The sequence below is a fragment of the Pseudomonas sp. 05L36 genome (assembly GCF_056398125.1).
Map to the genome: position 1 here is coordinate 70,448 of NZ_JBFTOU010000013.1, position 21,376 is coordinate 91,823.

A 21,376-nucleotide genomic window follows, 5' to 3' on the forward strand; every position below is an offset into this window, starting at 1 on the left:
CTGCGATCTTTTAAGCTGCCTGCTGAAACTGCTGCCGATATTGGTTTGGCGACAACTCCGTGTGTTGGCGGAACAGCCGTGCAAAGAAGCTCGCATCGTCGTAGCCGACTTCGTAACTGATGGTCTTGATGCTCTTGCGGCTGCCGGACAGCAAGCCCTTGGCGGTTTCGATGCGCAGGCGTTGCAGGTAATGCAGTGGCTTGTCGCCGGTGGCGGTCTGGAAGCGGCGCATGAAGTTGCGGATGCTCATGCCGTGTTCGCGGGCGACGTCTTCGAAGCGGAACTTGTCGGCGAAGTGTTCTTCGAGCCAGTGCTGGATCTGCAGGATGATCACGTCCTGGTGCAGCTTCTGGCCACCAAACCCGATGCGTCCAGGCGCGTAGCTGCGTTGCACCTCATACAGAATGTCCCGCGCTACGGCCTGGGACACATTGGCGCCGCAGAAGCGCTCGATCAGGTAGATGTACAAATCGCACGCCGAGGTGGTGCCGCCGGCGCAGTACAGGTTATCGGCGTCGGTCAGGTGCTTGTCCTGATTGAGCTGGACCTGGGGGAAGCGTTCGGCGAAGGCATTGAAGAAGCGCCAGTAGGTGGTCGCTTCCTTGCCATTGAGCAGCCCGGCTTCGGCCAGCCAGAAAACACCGGTGGCCTCGCCGCACAGTACGGCACCGCGCGCATGTTGCTGGCGCAACCAGGGCAGGACTTGCGGGTAACGTTTGCAGAGACTGTCGAAATCGTCCCAGAACGCGGGAAGAACGATGATGTCGGCGTTTTCCAGCCCGCCATCCACTGGAATCAGCACATCGCTGAAGGTGTTGACCGGTTTGCCATCGGGGCTGACCAGGCGGGTTTCGAACGCCGGTGTCAGGCCATGGCCCAGCTGTTTGCCGTAGCGCAGGCTGGCGAGGTGGAAGAAATCCTTGGCTTGCATGAGGGTGGAAGCGAAAACCCGGTCAATGGCCAGGATGCTGACGCGCCGCAGGGGCGTGGAGGCTTGGTTAGACATAATTCAACTTTATTTTTATAGGGGGAAGTGGTCACCAGACGGCTGGATCGTCTTATTTTTTGTCGGATGTGTCCAGTGTCCTGTATCGGAAGCGAGGCATAGTCTCTGAAGGTCAACTCCTTCTAAAAACAAAGAAAAGGTGCCGCATGATCCCCAGAACCCTGTTCAGTTCCGAGCACGAGCTTTTCCGCGACAGCGTGCGAACGTTCCTCGAAAAAGAGGCGGTGCCGTTCCATGGGCAATGGGAAAAACAGGGCTATATCGACCGCAAACTGTGGAACAAGGCAGGGGAGGCGGGGATGCTGTGCTCACACTTGCCGGAGGAGTACGGCGGTCTGGGGGCGGACTTTCTCTACAGTGCGGTGGTGATCGAAGAAGTGGGGCGACTTGGCCTGACCGGCATCGGTTTTTCCCTGCATTCGGACATCGTGGCGCCGTACATCCTGCATTACGGCAGTGAAGCGCTGAAGCACAAATACCTGCCGAAGCTGGTGTCCGGTGAGATGGTTACCGCGATCGCCATGACTGAACCGGGCGCCGGTTCCGATCTGCAAGGGGTGAAAACCACGGCCGTGCTCGATGGCGATGAGTATGTGATCAACGGCTCCAAGACTTTTATCACCAACGGCTACCTGGCCGATCTGGTGATCGTCGTCGCCAAGACCGATCCGAAGGCCGGCGCGAAGGGCACCAGTTTGTTTCTGGTGGAAGCCAATACGCCAGGCTTCGACAAGGGCAAGCGCCTGGAAAAGGTCGGGATGAAAGCCCAGGACACCTCGGAGCTGTTCTTCCAGGACGTGCGTGTACCCAAGGAGAACCTGCTGGGCCAGGCCGGGATGGGCTTTGCCTACCTGATGCAGGAATTGCCCCAAGAGCGCCTGACGGTGGCCATTGGCGGGCTGGCTTCAGCTGAAGCGGCGCTGCAATGGACGCTGGACTACACCCGCGAGCGCAAGGCGTTCGGCAAGTCGATCGCGGATTTCCAGAATACCCGGTTCAAACTGGCGGAGATGGCCACGGAAATCCAGATCGGCCGGGTTTTTGTCGACCGCTGCCTGGAACTGCACCTGCAAGGCAAGCTCGACGTGCCGACGGCGGCGATGGCCAAGTACTGGGGCACCGACCTGCAATGCAAGGTGCTCGACGAGTGTGTGCAGTTGCACGGTGGTTACGGGTTCATGTGGGAGTACCCGATCGCGCGGGCATGGGCGGATGCGCGGGTGCAGCGGATCTATGCCGGGACGAACGAGATCATGAAGGAGATCATCGCCAGGTCATTGTAGGAGCGAGCTTGCTCGCGATGGTCGTCAACGATAACGTTGAAAACCTGACACCCAACGGTGTGCTCAGGTTTTTCGCGAGCAAGCTCGCTCCTACAAGTGGGGGTTATGGAGCAGGATTCGGATGATCCTTGTGAATCGCCTCGATCCCTTCCAGCACTTCCTCCGACAGTTTCAAGTCGAAACTGGCGATGTTGCTCTCCAGTTGCTCCATCGTGGTCGCGCCAATGATGTTACTGGTCACGAACGGCTGCTGCGTCACGAATGCCAGGGCCATTTGCGCCGGGTCCAGGCCGTGCTCGCGAGCCAGGGCCACGTAACGGCTGCAGGCAGCTTGCGACTGCGCGTTGAAATAGCGGCTGAAGCGGCTGTAGAGGCTCAGGCGACCTTTTGGCGGGCGGGCGCCACCTTCGTACTTGCCTGAAAGGAAGCCGAACGCCAGCGGCGAATAGGCGAGCAGGCCGCACTGCTCGCGGATGGCGATTTCCGCCAGGCCGACTTCAAAGCAGCGGTTGAGCAGATTGAACGGGTTCTGGATCGACACGGCACGCGGCCAGCCTCGGGCTTCGGCCAGGGCCAGAAAGCGCATGGTGCCCCATGGCGTCTCGTTGGACAGGCCGATGTGGCGGATCTTGCCGGCGCGGACCTGCTCGTCCAGCGCTTCGAGGGTGTCCTCCAGCGGGGTCAGGTTGGCCTCGATCTTGTGCTTGTAGCCGAGTTGACCGAAGAAGTTGGTGCTGCGCTCCGGCCAGTGCAACTGGTACAGGTCGATGTAGTCGGTTTGCAGGCGCTTGAGGCTGGCATCAACCGCTTCAGTAATGTGTTGGCGATTGTGGCGCAGGTTTTTATCGCGGATGTAGTCGATAGTGTTGCCGGGGCCGGCGATCTTGCTGGCCAGGATCCAGTCGGCGCGGTCGCCGCGGCTCTTGAAGTAATTGCCGATGTAGCGTTCGGTGGTGGCGTAGGTTTCAGCCTTGGGTGGCACCGGGTACATCTCGGCGGTGTCGATGAAGTTGATTCCGGCGCTCTTGGCCCGCTCGATCTGGGCGAAGGCGTCTGCCTCGCTGTTTTGCTCGCCCCAGGTCATGGTTCCGAGGCAGAGGGCACTCACGTTCAGATTGGTTCGGCCTAGCTGGCGATAGTCCATCGGGTGCTCCTTGGGCAAAACAATCATAAAAGCAGGTTGAATTATTTTTCGCAATCTGCATAATTGCGCACCTCTTTCTGCAGTGGAAGTGATGCGCCGCCGCCGAAGAATCTTGCCGTTGAACGGACGCGCCGACCCGAGCCCCCGAAAGCGTCTGTATCCGGCTGCCTTTGACTTGTCAAAGTACGCACTATTCAGTAAGATCCGCCGTCTAATTTACAGGGCGGCCCCTGAGGCTATAAAGAATGAAAACTTTTACTGCTAAACCGGAAACAGTAAAGCGCGACTGGTTTGTCGTCGACGCTGCTGGTCAGACCCTGGGTCGTCTGGCCACCGAAATCGCGAGCCGTCTGCGTGGCAAGCACAAGCCTGAGTACACTCCTCACGTTGACACCGGCGACTACATCGTCGTAATCAACGCTGAGCAGATCCGTGTTACCGGTGCTAAAACCACTGACAAAATGTACTACTCCCACTCCGGTTTCCCGGGCGGCATCAAGTCGATCAACTTTGAAAAGCTGATCGCCAAGGCCCCTGAGCGCGTGATCGAGACCGCGGTCAAAGGCATGCTGCCTAAGAACCCGCTGGGTCGCGACATGTACCGTAAGCTGAAAGTCTATGCGGGCGCTGCACACCCACATACTGCTCAGCAGCCCCAAGAACTGAAGTTTTAACGGAATAGTACATTATGTCGGCGACTCAAAATTACGGCACTGGCCGTCGCAAGACCGCAACCGCACGCGTTTTCCTGCGTCCGGGTACTGGTAACATCTCCATCAACAACCGTTCGCTGGATAATTTCTTCGGCCGCGAAACTGCCCGCATGGTAGTTCGTCAGCCGCTGGAATTGACTGAGACTGTCGAGAAGTTCGACATCTACGTCACCGTGATCGGCGGTGGTGTAAGTGGTCAAGCTGGCGCAATCCGCCACGGCATCACTCGCGCTCTGATGGACTACGACGAGACTCTGCGCAGCGCCCTGCGTAAAGCCGGCTTCGTAACCCGCGATGCTCGTGAAGTTGAACGTAAGAAAGTCGGTCTGCGTAAGGCGCGTAAGCGTCCGCAGTACTCGAAGCGTTAATTCGCTTTCACGTTCAAAAAAGAACGCCCAGTTTCCTCACGGAGCTGGGCGTTTTTTTGTGTCTGCGATTTATCAAAGAATTGCGCTGTGACAACTTGCCACATCCGCAGGCGCCCTATACTACAAGGCTTGGGGATGATGGGCTCCGGTAATTACCTTGTCAGAATTGGGGCTTTTCATTACCATTCGGCAAAATTTTTATAAGTACATAGATTTACTTAGTAGACGCCTGATTTAACAGGCCACAAAGCTGATGGAGAGGACTGAATGAGCAATGACGGCGTGAATGCAGGCCGGCGTCGCTTCTTGGTAGCAGCCACATCCGTGGTGGGTGCTGCAGGAGCGGTGGGGGCTGCGGTCCCGTTCGTGGGGTCATGGTTTCCCAGTGCCAAGGCGAAAGCCGCAGGTGCACCGGTGAAAGTGAATGTCAGCAAAGTCGAGCCAGGCCAGCAGATGATTGCTGAGTGGCGCGGCCAGCCGGTGTTCATCGTCCGCCGTACGCCGGAAATCCTGGGGAATCTGAAGAAGATCGAGGGCCAGCTTGTTGACCCGACCTCCAAGAACTCGACACAACCGACTTACGTTGATCCGGAAACCCGTTCGATCAAACCTGAGGTTCTGCTGCTGATCGGTATCTGCACGCACCTGGGTTGCTCGCCGACCTTCCGTCCCGAAGTGGCACCTGCGGATCTGGGGAAAGACTGGGTAGGCGGTTATTTCTGCCCTTGCCACGGTTCCCACTACGATCTGGCTGGTCGCGTCTACAAGTCGCAACCTGCGCCTTTGAACCTGCCAGTTCCCCCGCATTCCTATGAGACCGACGACATCATTGTCATTGGCGTCGATACGGAGAAGGCGTGATGAGCAAATTCATGGATTGGGTTGATGCACGCTTTCCCGCAACCAAGATGTGGGAAGACCATCTCAGCAAGTATTACGCTCCGAAGAACTTCAACTTCTTCTATTTCTTTGGCTCCCTGGCGCTGCTCGTTCTGGTCAATCAGATCGTTACCGGCGTCTGGCTGACCATGAGCTATAACCCGTCGGCGGAAGAGGCGTTTGCCTCCGTCGAATACATCATGCGCGACGTCGAGTACGGCTCGATCCTGCGTCTGCTGCACTCCACCGGCGCCTCTGCGTTCTTTATCGTGGTCTATCTGCACATGTTCCGTGGCCTGCTCTACGGTTCGTACCAGAAACCGCGTGAGCTGGTGTGGGTCTTCGGCATGCTGATCTACCTGGCGCTGATGGCCGAAGCCTTCATGGGTTACCTGCTGCCGTGGGGGCAGATGTCCTACTGGGGTGCCCAGGTGATCATCTCGCTGTTCGGTGCGATCCCGGTCATCGGTAACGACCTGACCCAGTGGATTCGTGGTGACTACCTGATTTCCGGTATTACCCTGAACCGCTTCTTCGCCTTGCACGTGGTTGCCCTGCCGATCGTTATCCTGGGTCTGGTGGTGCTGCACATCCTGGCGTTGCACGAAGTCGGTTCGAACAACCCGGACGGCGTGGACATCAAGAAACACAAGGACGAAAACGGCATACCGCTGGATGGCATTGCCTTCCACCCGTACTACACCGTGAAAGATATCGTCGGTGTGGTGGTGTTCCTGTTCATCTTCTGCTCGATCGTGTTCTTCTTCCCGGAAATGGGCGGTTACTTCCTCGAAAAGCCGAACTTTGAAGTGGCGAACGCCTTCAAGACCCCAGAGCACATTGCTCCGGTCTGGTACTTCACCCCGTTCTACGCCATCTTGCGCGCGATTCCGGACAAGCTCTTCGGTGTGATCGCCATGGGCGCGGCCATTGCTGTGCTGTTCGTCCTGCCATGGCTCGACCGCAGTCCGGTCAAGTCGATGCGCTACAAAGGCTGGCTGAGCAAGATCTGGCTCTGGGTGTTCTGCATCGCGTTCGTGATTCTGGGTGTGCTGGGCGTATTGGCGCCAACCCCTGAGCGTACGTTGCTGTCGCAGGTATGTACCTTCCTGTACTTCGCCTACTTCATTCTGATGCCGTTCTACACCCGGCTCGAGAAGACCAAACCGGTTCCGGAAAGGGTGACTGGCTGATGAAAAAACTATTTGCTGTATTGATGCTTGCTGCGTTGCCAGTGTTCGCTTTCGCAGCTGAGCACGGTGGCCCCGAGCTGGAAAAAGTCGACGTTGACGTTTCCGACAAAGCAGCCATGCAGGATGGTGCACGTACGTTCGCCAACTACTGCATGGGTTGCCACAGTGCCAAGTTCCAACGCTATGAGCGAGTTGCCGACGACCTGGGCATTCCCCATGAGTTGATGCTGGAGAAGCTGATGTTCACTGGCGCCAAGATCGGCGACCACATGAGCATCGGCATGCAGCCAGCGGACGCCAAGGCCTGGTTTGGCGCCGCTCCGCCGGACCTGACCCTGGTTGCTCGTGTTCGCGGTACCGACTGGCTCTACGGTTACCTGAAGTCGTTCTACGAAGATCCGTCGCGTCCATGGGGTGTGAACAACAAGGTCTTCCCGAACGTGGGCATGCCAAACGTCCTGGCCGGCCTGCAAGGTCGCCAGGTGGTTGGTTGCAAACAGGTTCAGATCGTCGAAGGCGGCAAAAAGCAATTTGATCCGCTGACCGGTACGCCATTGACTCATGAAGCATGCGATCAACTGACCATCGTGCCGAAAAGCGGTGCTCTGACTGAAGAGCAGTTCGATGAGAAGGTCAAGAATCTGGTAACCTTCCTGGCTTACTCGGCTAACCCGGTTAAGCTGCAACATCAGCGCATCGGTACGTACGTATTGTTGTACCTGGCGTTCTTCTTCGTCTTCGCTTACCTGCTCAAGCGCGAATACTGGAAAGACGTGCACTGATAAAGCTTCAAGCTATTGCTGTTAATCGCGCGCGCCCAAGGGCGCCTCTGAAGATGTAGCGAGCCTGGTTATCCAGTCGTTACGGGAGGCGTCCTCTGGGCGCGCTCGTTTTTCCGCGTTCGATAATTTCTACAAGCGAGGAGGATCGCCATGGGCGTGACCAATCGGTTGGCCTGTTACTCCGACCCCGCCGACCACTATTCCCACCGAGTGCGCATCGTACTGGCAGAGAAGGGTGTCAGCGCCGAGATCATTTACGTGGAAGCTGGGCGTCAGCCACCTAAACTGATTGAGGTGAACCCTTACGGCAGCTTGCCCACCCTGGTCGATCGCGACCTGGCGTTGTGGGAGTCGACTGTGGTGATGGAATATCTGGATGAGCGTTACCCGCACCCGCCCTTGCTGCCGGTTTATCCTGTGGCGCGTGCCAACAGTCGTCTGCTGATTCATCGTATTCAGCGTGACTGGTGTGGCCTGGTGGATCTGATTCTGGATTCGCGGACCAAGGAGGCGGCCCGTGCCGTGGCTCGGAAAGAGTTGCGCGAAAGCCTGACGGGTGTGTCGCCACTGTTTGCCGACAAGCCGTTTTTCCTCAGTGAGGAACAAAGTCTGGTGGACTGCTGCCTACTGCCAATACTCTGGCGATTGCCGATTTTGGGTATAGAACTGCCGCGGCCTGCCAAGCCGCTGCTTGATTACATGGAGCGCTCGTTTGCGCGTGAGGCTTTCCAGGCGAGTCTGTCTGGTGTCGAACGCGATATGCGCTAAGGCTTAAGGAGCCGCTATGAACTCCAGTCGACCTTATCTGGTCCGCGCGCTCTACGAGTGGATTGTGGACAACGATTGCACCCCGCACATGCTGGTCAATTCCGAGTATCCGTCGGTCCAGGTGCCTCAGGGTTTTGCCAGTGACGGACAAATTGTCCTGAATGTGTCGCCACAGGCTGTGCGTCATCTGCACATGGACAACGAGGCGGTCAGTTTCGAGGGGCGCTTTGGTGGCGTGCCGCACACCTTGTACGTGCCAATTGCTTCGATCCTGGGTATCTACGCCCGGGAGAATGGCCAAGGCATGGTGTTCGATCTGGAATCGCCGATGGGCGAGGATGACGAGATCGAGCCCGATGACGATCTTCCACCACCCGACAGCGAGCCGCCGCGTCCAAGCGGTCGACCCAGTTTGAAGGTGGTGAAGTAATAAAAAAGGCGATCCGAACGGATCGCCTTTTTTATTCACCACCTTCAAACGGGTAGGAGCTGCCGAAGGCTGCGATCTTTTGATTTGGCTTTTTAAGATCAAAAGATCGCAGCCTTCGGCAGCTCCTACACCGCGTGCAGATAGGTAAGCGGTGTGCAGATCAGTCGATGTACTCAAACAGCTTCACAATCTTCTGTACGCCGGAAACGCCTTGCACCAGGTTGGTCGCCTGCGCAGCTTCCTGTTTGGTCAGCAGGCCCAGCATGTAGACAATGCCGTTTTCAGTGACGATCTTGATGCGCGAACCGGGGATGTTGGCGTCGGCGAGCATCTGGGCTTTGATCTTGGAGGTCAGCCAGGTGTCGTTCTGACGGGCCAGGAAGCTGGAGGGTGGCAGGACCTGCAGCTCGTTGTGCACCTGCTTCACGCGCTGGACCGCGGCGGCGGCCTGTTCGGCCTTGGCCTTGAGGTCTGCGCGTGGCGTTTGCCCGGCGAGCAGCACGACGCCGTTGAAGCTGGTGACGACGATGTGCGAGTCCTTATCCAGGGCTGGGTCGGCCTTGGCGACGTTCACGCCAACCTTGGTGTCGATCAGGGAGTCGTCGATCTTGCTGCCCAGTGTGCGGGTGCCGCGGTCATCTTCAATCGGTGCTTCACGGCTGGCAGTCACCACCGAGGTGCAGCCACTGATGCCGAGGCACAGGGTCAAGGCCAGAAGGCCCAGGCGATTAGGGGTCATTCTTCACTCCCGAATATTTGGCTGTCGATCAAATCGCAAAGGCAATGGATCGCCAGCAGGTGGACTTCCTGAATGCGTGCAGTGACGTTGGCCGGTACGCGAATCTCGACGTCCTCGGGCAATAGCAGTGACGCCATGCCGCCGCCATCACGACCGGTCAATGCTACGACAATCATTTCGCGATCATGTGCGGCCTGGATCGCTTGAATTATGTTGGCCGAGTTACCGCTGGTGGAGATAGCCAGCAACACATCGCCCGGTTGGCCGAGTGCGCGGATCTGCTTGGAGAAGATTTCGTTGTAGCTGTAGTCATTGGCGATCGAGGTGATCGTCGAGCTGTCGGTCGTCAAGGCGATGGCTGGCAGGCTCGGGCGCTCGCGCTCAAAGCGATTGAGCAGCTCGGACGAGAAGTGCTGGGCGTCGCCGGCAGAGCCGCCGTTACCACAGGAAAGCATTTTGCCTTCGTTGAGCAGGGCGTTGACCATGACCTGGCTGGCTTGCTCGATGTGCGGTGCAAGTACTTCCATCGCCTGTTGCTTGGTGTCGATACTGGCCTGAAAAAGCTGGCGAATTCGGGATTGCATGTCCATCTGTGTGACCTTAAGTGGCGCGGCTGTTCGGCACGTGAATGTGCAGCCCGCAAAGCAAAGAGCAAAAGTGTTGGGTGATAGTGTCCGGTTCGCAATGCCGGCGATCAGCCGTCGAAGGCATTCTGTAGCCAGTTCAATTGATCGAGGTTGCTGTCGATGGCAATCACGTCGAAGCGGCAAGGGGAATTGGCCCAGCGCGGCTCGCGCTGAAGAAAATATTGCGCGGCGAAAATCAGTTTTTGCCGTTTGCGCTCATCGATGCTATCGAGCGCGCCACCCCATTGAGTGTTTTTTCTGTAGCGGACCTCAACGAATACTACTGTATCGCCATCTAGCATGACCAGATCAAGCTCGCCGCGTTTACACAACCAGTTCTGCGCCAGCAGGCGCAGACCCTGTTGTTGAAGATGCTCGAGCGCATGGCGCTCGGCATCCTTGCCGCTTTGCTGGCGTGACCTGTCGGGCATCAGCGAGCGGTGTCCGGCAGGCGCTGGACCTGGCCATTGGCGAACTGGGCCCATGGCAACTGGCGCACGACCCGCTGGCTCTGAGACATGCCAAGGCTGCCCGATTCACCGTCGATGCGGCTGTCTGGCAGTGACTTGAGCTGGCCCAGGCGTGGCGCCAGGCGATAAGCGTCCACACCCATGGCATACAGGCGCCCCAGGCTGCCGGCGGCTTGTGGCCACTGGGCGGTGACCTGGCGGCGCAGTGGATCGTTGGCCTCCAGCAGCCATGGCGTTTCGCAGAAGCGGATGCCATTCATGTCGTTGTACTGGTTGACGTCACCGCTGGCGCTGAACACGTGGGAGGTGGCGTAGACCGGAACATCGCCTGCGTACTGGAAGTTCAGGGTCGGTTTGATCTGCTGGGCCTGTTGTGGTGTTGCGGCGAGGAAAATGAACTCGATATCCTGGCGGCGCGATGGCTGGGCAGCTACTTGCGAGCCAACGGTGCTTTGCAGGCTCTTGGCGCGACCTTCGCTCTGGCGCAGCTGGAACATGTCGGCAATCTGCTGGGCCAACTGGACCGGCTGATCGACGCGTTCGGTGGCGACGATGGTGCCGCCATTAGCTTGCCAATCCTGGCTGAATGCCTTGAGCACGCGGTCGCCCCATTCACCTTTCGGCACCATGATGGCTGCGCGATGCAGGCCGTCGGCGCGAGCGCGGCGCGACACTTCGCGGGCTTCGTCTTCAGCGGCAAGACCGAACTGGAACAACTGCGCCGGGCCTTGATCGCCCTCGCTGTAATTCAGTGCCAGTGTGGTGATCGGCAATTGCGGGCGAGCGCTCAGCTGTTTGACCAGCGGCTTCTCCAGTGGGCCGACGACCAGTTGCACGCCATCGGCCTGGGCCTTGCGGTAGAACTCGTCCATGGAGGTCAGGCGCGAGCTGTCATAGAACTCGATGGCGGGTGGTTTCTGCCCGGCCTGTTGTGCCTGGTAGTGAGCAGCCATGAAGCCGTCGCGCAGTGCCTTGCCGACCGAGGCCAGCGGGCCGTCCTGAGGCAGCAGCAGGGCGATCTTGCTCAGGGGCTGGCTGGCCAGTTCCTTGAGTTGGGTCAGTGGCTGCGGCAATTGAATGGCTGCCGGGTGTTTCGGGTTCTGCGCGCGCCATTTGTCGATGGCGGCTTGTTGCTGCTCCAGGGTGCCGGCGGATTTCACGGCCAGCGCGAGGGCCATCCAGCCGCCGAGATCGTCGGTGGTGTTCGGTTGCAATTGCTCGGTCGGCAGCGAAGCGATCAGGGTCCAGATGGCTTCGTGGTTTTTGCTCGCGGCCTCACCTTTTAGCATCGGGGCGATGAAAATGCGCTCGCGAGCGGCGGCGAGGGTCTGGCCATCGGCTTCAAGTGCACGGGCGTGAACGGTGCCGGTGCGGACCTGTTGTTCGATGGGCAGTTCGCTCAAGCGTTGCATGCTCGGATGGCTCAAGGCCGTCAGCGCGGCCTTGGGCTGGTTGCGGGTCATGGCCAGTTCAGCCGCCAGGGTGCTGGCGAAAACCTGTGGGCCCGGCTTGAGCTGTTCGATCGGAACCTGTTGCAGGATTTGCGCGGACTGGCCGGCATTGCCCTGGCGATAGGCCAGGTCGGCAGCGCTCAAGCGCAGCAGGGCGGCATCTTCCGGTGATTTGCTTTGGGAGGCCTTCTCAAGCAGTTGCTCGATACTGGCATCCGGTGTCCGTGGAAGTTCGCCAAGGCTGGAGGAGGGCGAGCTGGCGCAAGCCGCCAGCAAGGCAGCGAGGCAGAGGGCAGATAACAGCCGCAGGCAAGCGATCATGTAAGCGTTCCTGATACTCGATCAAATTAGCGTGGAATTGTACCCAAGCACTGGCCGGGGCGCGATGTTACTGGTGTGAATCGATCAATTTAGCTGGTGTAAATGTTGCGCCAGCGCACAAACAGTCGCCGAGACCTCCATTGGTTGCGCGTATCGTGAACCTCGCTACGCGCTACAATGGCGACTTTTACCGATCATGAGGTGTGCGCTTTGACTGCTCCAGGTGCTTTGAATTCCGCTGCTGGCTCGCTTTATGTGGTGGCGACGCCCATCGGCAACCTGGATGACATCAGTGCGCGGGCGCTGAAGATTCTCCGTGAAGTGGCCTTGATCGCCGCGGAAGACACCCGTCATTCCCAGCGTTTGATGCAGCACTTCGGCATCTCGACGCCATTGGCGGCCTGCCATGAGCACAACGAGCGGGATGAAGGTAGCCGCTTTATCACTCGCCTGCTTGCCGGTGACAACGTGGCGTTGATCTCGGATGCCGGGACGCCGCTGATTTCCGATCCGGGCTATCACCTGGTGCGGCAGGCCCGGGCGGCGGGCATCAATGTGGTGCCGGTTCCGGGTGCCTGCGCGTTGATTGCCGCGCTGTCGGCAGCAGGGCTGCCTTCCGATCGATTCATTTTCGAAGGTTTTCTGCCGGCCAAGGCGGTGGGGCGGCGTGCGCGTCTCGAACAGGTAAAGGAAGAACCTCGCACCTTGATCTTCTATGAGGCCCCACATCGCATCCTGGAGTGCCTGCAAGACATGGAACTGGTGTTCGGTCCCGAGCGCCCGGCGCTGCTTGCCCGTGAGCTGACCAAGACGTTTGAGACTCTCAAGGGGCTGCCGCTGGCTGAGCTGCGCGAGTTTGTCGAGTCGGACAGCAATCAGCAGCGCGGCGAGTGCGTGGTGCTGGTGGCGGGCTGGTCTGCGCCCGAGGAGGAGGGCGCCGTCAGCAGTGAGGCGATGCGCATCCTCAACCTGTTGCTCGAAGAAATGCCGCTCAAGCGAGCGGCGGCTTTGGCGGCGCAAATCACCGGCGAACGAAAGAATGTGCTGTACCAGATCGCGCTGGATCAGCAGAAGGGCGAGTAAAACCCGACGCACAGGCGTGCTCAATGGCGCTTGGCGCTTGTTCTTCGGGCGCTGTGCCGGTAACCTTCGCGGCGGAGAGTCGATCGGACAGTCGCTGCCCTCTATGAAAATTAGGGGGGGGAGGAAAGTCCGGGCTCCATAGGGCGAAGTGCCAGGTAATGCCTGGGAGGCGTGAGCCTACGGAAAGTGCCACAGAAAATAACCGCCTAAGCGCTTCGGCGCCGGTAAGGGTGAAAAGGTGCGGTAAGAGCGCACCGCACGTCTGGCAACAGTTCGTGGCTAGGTAAACCCCACTTGGAGCAAGACCAAATAGGGTCCCAAGGCGTGGCCCGCGCTGGGACCGGGTAGGTTGCTAAAGATGTCCAGTGATGGCCATCGTAGACGAATGACTGTTCAAGACAGAACCCGGCTTACAGATCGACTCTCCACCTTTTTCTTTCCTCTGCTTGAATCATTGAGCAGGGGGCAAGTGATAGCAATTTCCCTCCTTACACAATCATCAGCAGAACCTCTTTTGTAATACCAAAAAAATCTTACTCTTAATAAATCACTTTAACTTTCGAACGCAGCCTTCTGTGCTGATTCAAGTTATCGATCAGTTTCATCTGCCGGATTCTCGTTGCCTCTCCGTTAATGCTCCTAAATCTCAGTTCTGTAAGGGTTTTCCTTTGCTCCGCGCCTTGACGGTGTGGTGGGCGCATTCCTATAGTGTGCGCAAGTGGCGGAAAGTGGCATGAAGTGGGTTTTTTGAACTCAAAACGCTAGAATTTGGAGAAACGCTGACGTGTTTCGCGGAGCCAACGCTATCAGTCTCGATGCAAAGGGCCGTCTCGCAATGCCGAGCCGGTACCGTGACGAGCTCGAATCGCGCAGTTCCGGTCAATTGATCGTGACAATTGATGCCGTTGATCCTTGTTTGTGTGTTTACCCCCTCGATGAGTGGGAAATTATTGAAACCAAACTGCGCGCACTGCCTTCGCTTCGCGAAGAGAACCGCCGCCTGCAACGTTTATTGATTGGTAATGCCGTCGACCTCGAGCTCGATGGCAGTGGTCGTTTTCTGGTTCCGCCGCGTCTTCGTGAATATGCCAAGTTGGATAAGCGCGCGATGTTGGTAGGCCAACTGAACAAGTTCCAATTGTGGGACGAGGATGCCTGGAACGCGGTTTCTGCCGCTGACCTGGCTGCCATTCAACAACCGGGCGCGATGCCTGATGAACTGCGTGATTTGATCCTGTGACTATTGATAGCGGCTTTAACCACATCACCGTACTGCTTGACGAAGCTGTCGAGGCTCTCGCCGTACGTCCTGATGGCTGCTATCTGGACGGCACGTTCGGGCGCGGCGGACACAGCCGGTTGATCCTCAGCCAGCTCGGTCCCGATGGTCAGTTGCTCGGATTCGATAAAGATCCACAAGCGATTGCCACCGGGCAGACGCTAGCGGCCGAAGACGGCCGCTTTGTCGTTGTGCAGCGCAGCTTTGCCGAGCTCGGTTCGGAAGTCGCCGAACGCGGGATGAACGGCAAGGTCAGCGGCGTATTGCTGGATCTGGGCGTGTCTTCGCCACAGCTCGACGACCCTGAGCGCGGCTTCAGCTTCCTCAACGACGGCCCGCTGGACATGCGCATGGATCCGTCCCGTGGCATCAGCGCCGCCGAATTCGTCAACACCGCGCCCGTGGAAGAAATCGCACGGGTGTTCAAGGAATACGGCGAAGAGCGTTTCTCCGGTCGCATGGCCCGTGCCGTGGCCGAGCGCCGAGACATCAAGCCATTCGAGCGCACCGGTGACCTGGCAGAAGTCCTGAAGGTCGCCAACCCGGCATGGGAAAAGGGAAAAAACCCTGCAACCCGCGCCTTCCAGGGATTGCGCATTCACGTAAACAACGAACTGGGTGATCTGCAGACCGGCCTCGAAGCCGCGCTGGAGTGCCTGGAAGTGGGCGGTCGCCTGGTGGTGATCAGCTTCCATTCGCTGGAAGACCGTATCGTCAAACTGTTCATGCGCAAGCTGGTGAAAGGCGAAGCCGACAACCTGCCGCGCAACCTGCCGGTTCGGCATGTCGCCTTCGAACCGAAAATCAAAGTCCATGGCAAAGCGCAGACGGCCTCCGACGCCGAACTCAAAGCCAACCCACGTTCCCGTAGTGCTGTCATGCGTGTGGCGGAGAAGCTGCGGTGAGCAAGCTTTTCGCCAAGCCATTGCCCGGCGGAAGCTTCTTCATGCTGATGTTATTTGTCGGCGTGCTCGTGTCGGCCATCGGCGTGTCCTACAGCGCGCACTGGAACCGTCAGCTATTGAATTCGCTGTACAACGAATTGAGCGTGCGCGACAAGGCGCAAGCCGAGTGGGGCCGGTTGATTCTGGAGCAGAGCACCTGGACCGCCCACAGCCGTATCGAAGTGCTGGCCACCGAACAATTGAAAATGCACATCCCCGGTGCCGCTGACGTGAAGATGGTGGCGCCATGATGAAACTCGAAGGTGCACTCTTTCCTTGGCGATTCCGCGTGGTGCTGGGTTTGCTTGGCGTCATGGTGGCCGCGATTGCCTGGCGCATCATTGACCTGCAAGTGGTCGATCGTGCCTTCCTTAAAGGTCAGGGCGATGCGCGCAGCGTTCGTCATATTCCGATTCCGGCTCACCGTGGTCTGATCACCGACCGTAACGGCGAGCCTTTGGCCGTCAGCACCCCGGTGACCACGCTGTGGGCCAACGCCAAAGAAATGCAGCTGGAAAAAGACAAGTGGCCAGCACTGGCCGCTGCACTGGGACAAGATCCCAAAGCCCTGACCGAGCGTCTTGAAGCCCAGGCCAACAAAGAATTCATTTACCTGGTGCGCGGGCTGACGCCTGAGCAGGGTCAGGCCGTGCTCGACCTGAAGGTGCCGGGTGTCTATGGCATCGAAGAGTTTCGGCGGTTTTATCCTGCCGGCGAAGTCACTGCTCATATGGTCGGGTTTACCGACATCGACGATCACGGTCGTGAAGGCGTCGAACTGGCCTACGACGAATGGCTGGCCGGGGTCCCTGGCAAGCGTCAGGTGATCAAGGACCGGCGCGGCCGGCTGATCAAGGATGTCCAGGTCACCAAAAACGCCAAGGCCGGCAAGCCCTTGGCGTTGTCCATTGACCTGCGCCTGCAATACCTGGCCAACCGCGAATTGCGCAACGCGATCATCGAGAACGGCGCCAAGGCCGGCAGCCTGGTGATCATGGACGTGAAGACCGGCGAGATTCTCGCGATGGTCAACCAGCCGACCTACAACCCGAACAACCGTCGCAACCTGCAACCGGCGATGATGCGTAACCGCGCGATGATCGACGTGTTCGAGCCGGGTTCGACCATGAAAGCGATTTCGATGAGCGCTGCGATCGAAACCGGCCGCTGGAAACCGAGCGACACCGTCGAGGTGTATCCGGGATCCTTGCAGATTGGTAAGTACACCATCAAGGACGTATCCAAGACCGAAGGCCCGGTACTCGACCTGACCGGCATCCTGATCAACTCCAGTAACGTCGGCATGAGCAAGGTTGCCTTCGACATTGGCGGCGAAACCATTTTCCGTCTCGCGCAGAAAGTCGGCCTCGGCCAGGACACCGGCCTGGGCTTCCCGGGCGAGCGCGTCGGCAACCTGCCGAACTACCGCGAATGGCGCAAGGCAGAAACCGCCACGCTGTCCTACGGCTACGGTATCTCCGTGACCGCAATCCAGCTTGTCCACGCTTTCTCGGCCCTGGCCAACAACGGTCGCCTCGCACCGCTGACCCTGATCAAGACCGACAAGGCACCGCAAACCACCCAGGTGTTGCCGGAGGCCGTCGCGAAAACCATGCAAGGCATGCTGCAACAAGTGATCGAGGCCCCGCGCGGTGTGTTCCGTGCGCAGGTGCCGGCGTATCACGTGGGCGGCAAGTCGGGTACTGCGCGTAAAACCTCGGTTGGCACCAAGGGCTACGCCGAGAACTCCTACCGTTCGCTGTTCGCCGGCTTCGGCCCGATGAGCGATCCGCGTTACGCCATCGTGGTGGTGATCGACGAGCCGACCAAGGCCGGTTACTTCGGTGGCCTGGTTTCCGCGCCGGTGTTCAGTCGTGTGATGTCGGGCACTCTGCGCCTGATGAACATTACGCCGGACAACCTGCCACCTACTCAACAAGCGAACGCAACACCGGTCGTTCCGCTGAAAGCCAATGGAGGGCGCGGCTGATGTCTCTGAGCCTGAACAAGATTTTCCCTCACGCCGGCCACGATCTGCTGATTCGCGAACTCGCCCTGGACAGCCGCAATGTGCGCGCGGGTGATCTGTTCCTCGCCGTGCCGGGCGGGAAATTCGATGGGCGCGCGCATATTGCCGACGCCTTGCAGCGCGGTGCTGCTGCGGTGGCCTATGAAGTAGAAGGCGCCACGATCCTGCCGATCACTGAAGTGCCGCTGATTCCGGTCAAGGGCCTGGCGGCTCAACTGTCGGACATCGCCGGGCGTTTTTATGGCGAGCCGAGTCATCACCTGAACCTGTTGGGCGTAACCGGCACCAACGGCAAGACCAGCGTGACGCAATTGGTCGCCCAGGCACTGGACCTGCTCGGCCAGCACTGCGGCCTGGTCGGCACACTCGGTTGCGGTTTCTACGGCGCGCTGGAAAGCGGCCTGCACACCACACCAAACCCGATTGCCGTGCAAGCGACCTTGGCGGACCTGAAAAAGGCCGGGGCCAAAGCCGTGGCGATGGAGGTTTCCTCCCATGGCCTGGACCAGGGCCGCGTGACCGCATTGGCCTTCGATGTGGCGGTGATGACCAACCTGTCCCGCGATCACCTGGATTACCACGGCACCATGCAGGCTTACGGCGAAGCCAAGTCCAGGCTGTTTGCCTGGAATGACTTGAAATGCCGCGTGGTCAACCTCGACGACGAGTTCGGCCGGCAACTGGCTGCCGACAAGTGCGAATCGCGGCTGATCACCTATAGCCTGGAAAATTCCAGTGCTTACCTGTATTGCCGCCAGGCGCAATTCGACGACGAAGGCGTGCGCGCCACACTGGTCACGCCGCAGGGCGAGCACCTCTTGCGCAGCACCTTGCTCGGTCGCTTCAACCTGAGCAATGTCCTGGCGGCGGTCGGCGCGTTGCTCGGTCTTGATTACGCCCTGGACGAAATCCTCAAGGTGCTGCCGCAGCTTGAAGGCCCTGCCGGTCGCATGCAGCGTCTGGGCGGTGGTTCGCAGCCGCTGGTGGTGGTCGATTACGCCCACACCCCGGATGCCCTGGAAAAAGTATTGCTGGCCCTGCGTCCACACGCCAAGGGTCGGTTGCTGTGCCTGTTCGGCTGTGGCGGCGACCGCGATCGCGGCAAGCGCCCGTTGATGGCCGAAGTGGTCGAGCGCTTGGCTGATGGCGTGCTGGTGACCGATGACAACCCGCGTACTGAAGACCCGGCAGTGATTTTCGATGACATCCGCGCCGGTTTCACGGCTGTGGATAAAGTGGAGTTCGTTGCCGGTCGTGGCCAGGCGATTGCCCAACTGATCGCCAGCGCTTCGGTGGATGACGTGATTGTCCTGGCCGGTAAAGGTCACGAGGACTATCAGGAAATCAACGGCGAGCGTCATGCCTTTTCCGATCTGGTCGAGGCCGATCATGCCTTGACCGCGTGGGAGGTGGCCCATGCTTAAGGCCTTGAAACTGAGCGAACTGACCGGTGCGCTGAATGCTCGCCTGGTGTCCTCCGATGCCAGTTTCGACGGTGTCAGCATCGACAGCCGCGCAATCAAGCCTGGTCAACTGTTTATCGCGCTGGCCGGTCCGCGCTTCGATGGTCATGATTATCTGAATGAAGTCGCCGCCAAGGGTGCCGTGGCCGCGCTGGTCGAGCGTGAAGTCGCCGACAGCACGCTGCCACAATTGCTGGTCAGCGACACTCGCCAGGCCCTGGGCCAGTTGGGCGCGCTGAATCGCGCCGCCTACACCCATCCGGTCGCGGCCATCACCGGTTCCAGCGGCAAGACCACGGTCAAGGAAATGCTTGCGAGCATCCTGCGCACCCGTGGTCCGGTGCTGGCCACCCGTGGCAACCTGAACAACGACCTCGGCGTGCCGCTGACCTTGCTTGAACTGGCGCCGGAACACGCTGCCGCAGTGATCGAGCTGGGTGCCTCGCGCCTGGGCGAAATTGCCTACACCGTGAGCATGACCAAGCCGCACGTAGCCATTCTCAATAACGCCGGGACCGCCCACGTCGGCGAGTTCGGCGGTCCGGAAAAAATCGTCGAAGCCAAGGGCGAGATTATCGAAGGGCTGGATGCCGATGGCGTCGCCGTTCTCAATCTCGACGACAAGGCATTCGGTATCTGGAAGGCGCGCGCCGGTGACCGCAAAGTGCTGACGTTTGCGTTGAGCAACGCCAGCGCCGATTTCCATGCCAGTGACCTGGCCACCGATGCTCGCGGCTGCCCGGCGTTCAACCTGCACGGCCCTGAAGGTGTGGCGCGCGTTCAACTGAACCTGCTCGGCACCCACAACGTCGCCAATGCCATGGCCGCCGCCGCTGCCGCCCATGCCCTGGGTGTGTCGCTGTTCGGTATCGCCGCCGGCCTTGGCGCGGTGCAACCGGTCAAGGGTCGCACCGTTGCGCAATTGGCCAGCAATGGCATGCGCGTGATCGATGACACTTACAACGCCAATCCCACCTCCATGTGCGCTGCCGTTGATATACTGGCCGGCTTTTCCGGTCGCACCGTCCTGGTGCTCGGGGATATCGGCGAGTTGGGCGAATGGGCGGAGCAGGGGCACCGCGACGTGGGCGAGTACGCCCGTGGCAAGGTTTCTGCTCTGTACGCCGTCGGGCCAATGATGGCTCACGCCGTGAACGCATTCGGTCCACAGGCTTTTCACTTCAGCACACAGGCTGAGCTGATCAAGGCCCTGGACGCCGAACAAGACACAAACACCACCATTTTGATCAAGGGGTCGCGCAGCGCTGCGATGGAAAACGTCGTCGCCGCCTTGTGCGGGTCCAGTCTGGAGAAACATTAATGCTGCTGCTGCTAGCGGAGTATCTGCAACAGTTCTACAAAGGCTTCGCGGTCTTCCAGTACCTGACCCTGCGCGGGATTCTCGGTGTACTGACCGCGCTGGTTTTGTCGCTGTGCTATGGCCCGTGGATGATCCGCACCCTGCAGAACCGTCAGATCGGTCAGTCCGTTCGCAATGACGGCCCGCAGTCGCACCTGTCCAAATCGGGTACACCGACCATGGGCGGCGCACTGATTCTGTCGTCCATCGGTGTCAGCACCCTGCTTTGGGCTGACCTGAGCAACCGTTACGTCTGGGTCGTACTGTTGGTGACCCTGCTGTTCGGCGCCATCGGCTGGGTCGACGACTACCGCAAGGTCATCGAGAAAAACTCCCGTGGCTTGCCGAGCCGCTGGAAATATTTCTGGCAATCGGTGTTCGGCCTGGGCGCGGCGATCTTTCTGTATGTGACCGCTGCCACGCCGGTGGAAACCACACTGATCCTGCCGATGCTCAAGGACTACAGCATTCCACTGGGTGCCGGCTTCATCGTCCTGACCTACTTCGTGATTGTCGGTTCGAGCAACGCGGTCAACCTGACCGACGGCCTAGACGGCCTGGCGATCATGCCGACGGTGATGGTGGGCGGCGGCCTGGGCATTTTCTGCTACCTGTCGGGTAACGTGAAATTCGCCGAATACCTGCTGATTCCTTATGTGCCGGGCGCAGGCGAGCTGATCGTGTTCTGTGGCGCGTTGATCGGAGCAGGCCTGGGCTTTCTGTGGTTCAACACCTATCCGGCACAAGTCTTCATGGGCGACGTCGGCGCACTGGCGCTGGGCGCGGCCCTGGGCACCATCGCGGTGATCGTCCGTCAGGAAATCGTCCTGTTCATCATGGGCGGCGTGTTCGTGATGGAAACCCTGTCAGTCGTCATTCAGGTTGCCTCTTTTAAGCTGACCGGTCGCCGCGTATTCCGCATGGCGCCCATTCACCACCACTTTGAACTCAAGGGCTGGCCCGAGCCGCGCGTGATCGTCCGTTTCTGGATCATCACCGTGATTCTCGTGCTGATTGGCCTTGCCACCCTGAAGCTGAGGTAGAA

Annotated in this window: 22 protein-coding genes and 1 other RNA gene; 17 read left to right on the top strand and 6 right to left on the bottom strand. The window is 59.3% G+C overall.

Annotation, left to right across the window (positions count from 1 at the left end):
- Nucleotides 1–10: 10 nt before the first annotated feature.
- Complete coding sequence (locus AC1DKH_RS15730) at nt 11–931, bottom strand: GlxA family transcriptional regulator (protein ID WP_477753065.1); 921 nt, start codon at nt 929–931, stop codon at nt 11–13.
- Nucleotides 932–1,152: 221 nt separating this feature from the next.
- On the opposite strand from AC1DKH_RS15730, the gene AC1DKH_RS15735 reads away from it, so the two are divergent.
- On the top strand, nt 1,153–2,289 hold the full coding sequence (locus tag AC1DKH_RS15735) for an acyl-CoA dehydrogenase family protein (RefSeq protein ID WP_046041911.1): 1,137 nt from the start codon (nt 1,153–1,155) through the stop codon (nt 2,287–2,289).
- Nucleotides 2,290–2,392: 103 nt separating this feature from the next.
- Here AC1DKH_RS15735 and AC1DKH_RS15740 read toward each other — a convergent pair whose 3' ends face one another.
- The gene (locus AC1DKH_RS15740) at nt 2,393–3,433 is read right to left on the bottom strand and encodes an NADP(H)-dependent aldo-keto reductase (RefSeq protein WP_477798615.1); all 1,041 of its coding nucleotides are present in this window, start codon (nt 3,431–3,433) and stop codon (nt 2,393–2,395) included.
- 245 nt (nt 3,434–3,678) lie between these two features.
- Between AC1DKH_RS15740 and rplM the strand changes: the two genes are divergently transcribed.
- From rplM to AC1DKH_RS15775, 7 genes are all read left to right on the top strand, one after another.
- Nucleotides 3,679–4,107, top strand: coding sequence for a 50S ribosomal protein L13 (gene rplM / locus AC1DKH_RS15745; RefSeq protein ID WP_007917032.1), 429 nt, complete (start codon nt 3,679–3,681; stop codon nt 4,105–4,107).
- Nucleotides 4,108–4,121: 14 nt separating this feature from the next.
- Nucleotides 4,122–4,514 carry a 30S ribosomal protein S9 gene (gene rpsI, locus AC1DKH_RS15750; protein WP_003228056.1) on the top strand — a complete coding sequence of 131 codons (393 nt, stop codon included), beginning with the start codon at nt 4,122–4,124 and terminating at the stop codon, nt 4,512–4,514.
- A 267-nt stretch (nt 4,515–4,781) separates the two neighbouring features.
- Nucleotides 4,782–5,375, top strand: coding sequence for a ubiquinol-cytochrome c reductase iron-sulfur subunit (gene petA, locus AC1DKH_RS15755; RefSeq protein WP_477760572.1), 594 nt, complete (start codon nt 4,782–4,784; stop codon nt 5,373–5,375).
- Nucleotides 5,375–6,586, top strand: coding sequence for a cytochrome b (locus tag AC1DKH_RS15760; protein WP_310053977.1), 1,212 nt, complete (start codon nt 5,375–5,377; stop codon nt 6,584–6,586). The genes petA and AC1DKH_RS15760 overlap by 1 nt, the downstream gene beginning before the upstream one ends.
- Nucleotides 6,586–7,368, top strand: coding sequence for a cytochrome c1 (locus AC1DKH_RS15765; RefSeq protein WP_477753046.1), 783 nt, complete (start codon nt 6,586–6,588; stop codon nt 7,366–7,368). Before AC1DKH_RS15760 ends, AC1DKH_RS15765 begins: the two co-directional genes overlap by 1 nt.
- Nucleotides 7,369–7,518: 150 nt before the next feature.
- On the top strand, nt 7,519–8,136 hold the full coding sequence (locus AC1DKH_RS15770; RefSeq protein ID WP_060539471.1) for a glutathione S-transferase N-terminal domain-containing protein: 618 nt from the start codon (nt 7,519–7,521) through the stop codon (nt 8,134–8,136).
- 16 nt (nt 8,137–8,152) lie between these two features.
- On the top strand, nt 8,153–8,566 hold the full coding sequence (locus AC1DKH_RS15775) for a ClpXP protease specificity-enhancing factor (protein WP_007998247.1): 414 nt from the start codon (nt 8,153–8,155) through the stop codon (nt 8,564–8,566).
- A gap of 160 nt (nt 8,567–8,726) precedes the next feature.
- On the opposite strand, the gene AC1DKH_RS15780 is transcribed toward AC1DKH_RS15775, so the two are convergent.
- The 4 genes from AC1DKH_RS15780 to AC1DKH_RS15795 all read right to left on the bottom strand — a co-directional run bounded on the left by AC1DKH_RS15780 (nt 8,727) and on the right by AC1DKH_RS15795 (nt 12,173).
- Nucleotides 8,727–9,305 (bottom strand): BON domain-containing protein, encoded by a 579-nt coding sequence (locus tag AC1DKH_RS15780; protein WP_477753047.1) that lies wholly within the window; start codon nt 9,303–9,305, stop codon nt 8,727–8,729.
- Complete coding sequence (locus AC1DKH_RS15785; RefSeq protein WP_477753048.1) at nt 9,302–9,895, bottom strand: phosphoheptose isomerase; 594 nt, start codon at nt 9,893–9,895, stop codon at nt 9,302–9,304. Before AC1DKH_RS15785 ends, AC1DKH_RS15780 begins: the two co-directional genes overlap by 4 nt.
- Nucleotides 9,896–9,999: 104 nt before the next feature.
- Nucleotides 10,000–10,362 carry a YraN family protein gene (locus tag AC1DKH_RS15790; protein ID WP_008045939.1) on the bottom strand — a complete coding sequence of 121 codons (363 nt, stop codon included), beginning with the start codon at nt 10,360–10,362 and terminating at the stop codon, nt 10,000–10,002.
- The gene (locus AC1DKH_RS15795) at nt 10,362–12,173 is read right to left on the bottom strand and encodes a penicillin-binding protein activator (protein ID WP_477798616.1); all 1,812 of its coding nucleotides are present in this window, start codon (nt 12,171–12,173) and stop codon (nt 10,362–10,364) included. The genes AC1DKH_RS15790 and AC1DKH_RS15795 overlap by 1 nt, the downstream gene beginning before the upstream one ends.
- Before the next feature lie 177 nt (nt 12,174–12,350).
- Here AC1DKH_RS15795 and rsmI point away from each other — a divergent pair, with 177 nt between their 5' ends.
- The 9 genes from rsmI to mraY all read left to right on the top strand — a co-directional run bounded on the left by rsmI (nt 12,351) and on the right by mraY (nt 21,374).
- Entirely contained in the window at nt 12,351–13,256 is a 906-nt protein-coding gene (rsmI, locus tag AC1DKH_RS15800) for a 16S rRNA (cytidine(1402)-2'-O)-methyltransferase (RefSeq protein WP_162130270.1), read from the top strand.
- Nucleotides 13,257–13,331: 75 nt separating this feature from the next.
- An RNA gene (gene rnpB, locus AC1DKH_RS15805) (RNase P RNA component class A) lies at nt 13,332–13,685 on the top strand.
- 355 nt (nt 13,686–14,040) lie between these two features.
- Nucleotides 14,041–14,496: a division/cell wall cluster transcriptional repressor MraZ gene (gene mraZ, locus AC1DKH_RS15810; protein ID WP_221731512.1), complete on the top strand. Its 456-nt coding sequence runs from the start codon at nt 14,041–14,043 to the stop codon at nt 14,494–14,496.
- Nucleotides 14,493–15,440, top strand: coding sequence for a 16S rRNA (cytosine(1402)-N(4))-methyltransferase RsmH (rsmH, locus tag AC1DKH_RS15815; protein WP_477753051.1), 948 nt, complete (start codon nt 14,493–14,495; stop codon nt 15,438–15,440). The genes mraZ and rsmH overlap by 4 nt, the downstream gene beginning before the upstream one ends.
- The gene (ftsL, locus tag AC1DKH_RS15820; protein ID WP_477798617.1) at nt 15,437–15,730 is read left to right on the top strand and encodes a cell division protein FtsL; all 294 of its coding nucleotides are present in this window, start codon (nt 15,437–15,439) and stop codon (nt 15,728–15,730) included. The genes rsmH and ftsL overlap by 4 nt, the downstream gene beginning before the upstream one ends.
- The gene (locus AC1DKH_RS15825; RefSeq protein ID WP_223459011.1) at nt 15,730–17,469 is read left to right on the top strand and encodes a peptidoglycan D,D-transpeptidase FtsI family protein; all 1,740 of its coding nucleotides are present in this window, start codon (nt 15,730–15,732) and stop codon (nt 17,467–17,469) included. The genes ftsL and AC1DKH_RS15825 overlap by 1 nt, the downstream gene beginning before the upstream one ends.
- Nucleotides 17,469–18,932, top strand: coding sequence for a UDP-N-acetylmuramoyl-L-alanyl-D-glutamate--2,6-diaminopimelate ligase (locus tag AC1DKH_RS15830; protein WP_477798618.1), 1,464 nt, complete (start codon nt 17,469–17,471; stop codon nt 18,930–18,932). Before AC1DKH_RS15825 ends, AC1DKH_RS15830 begins: the two co-directional genes overlap by 1 nt.
- On the top strand, nt 18,925–20,292 hold the full coding sequence (locus AC1DKH_RS15835; protein ID WP_477798619.1) for a UDP-N-acetylmuramoyl-tripeptide--D-alanyl-D-alanine ligase: 1,368 nt from the start codon (nt 18,925–18,927) through the stop codon (nt 20,290–20,292). Before AC1DKH_RS15830 ends, AC1DKH_RS15835 begins: the two co-directional genes overlap by 8 nt.
- Nucleotides 20,292–21,374, top strand: a complete 1,083-nt coding sequence (gene mraY / locus AC1DKH_RS15840; RefSeq protein WP_007998264.1) for a phospho-N-acetylmuramoyl-pentapeptide-transferase — start codon at nt 20,292–20,294, stop codon at nt 21,372–21,374. The genes AC1DKH_RS15835 and mraY overlap by 1 nt, the downstream gene beginning before the upstream one ends.
- Nucleotides 21,375–21,376 lie beyond the last annotated feature (2 nt).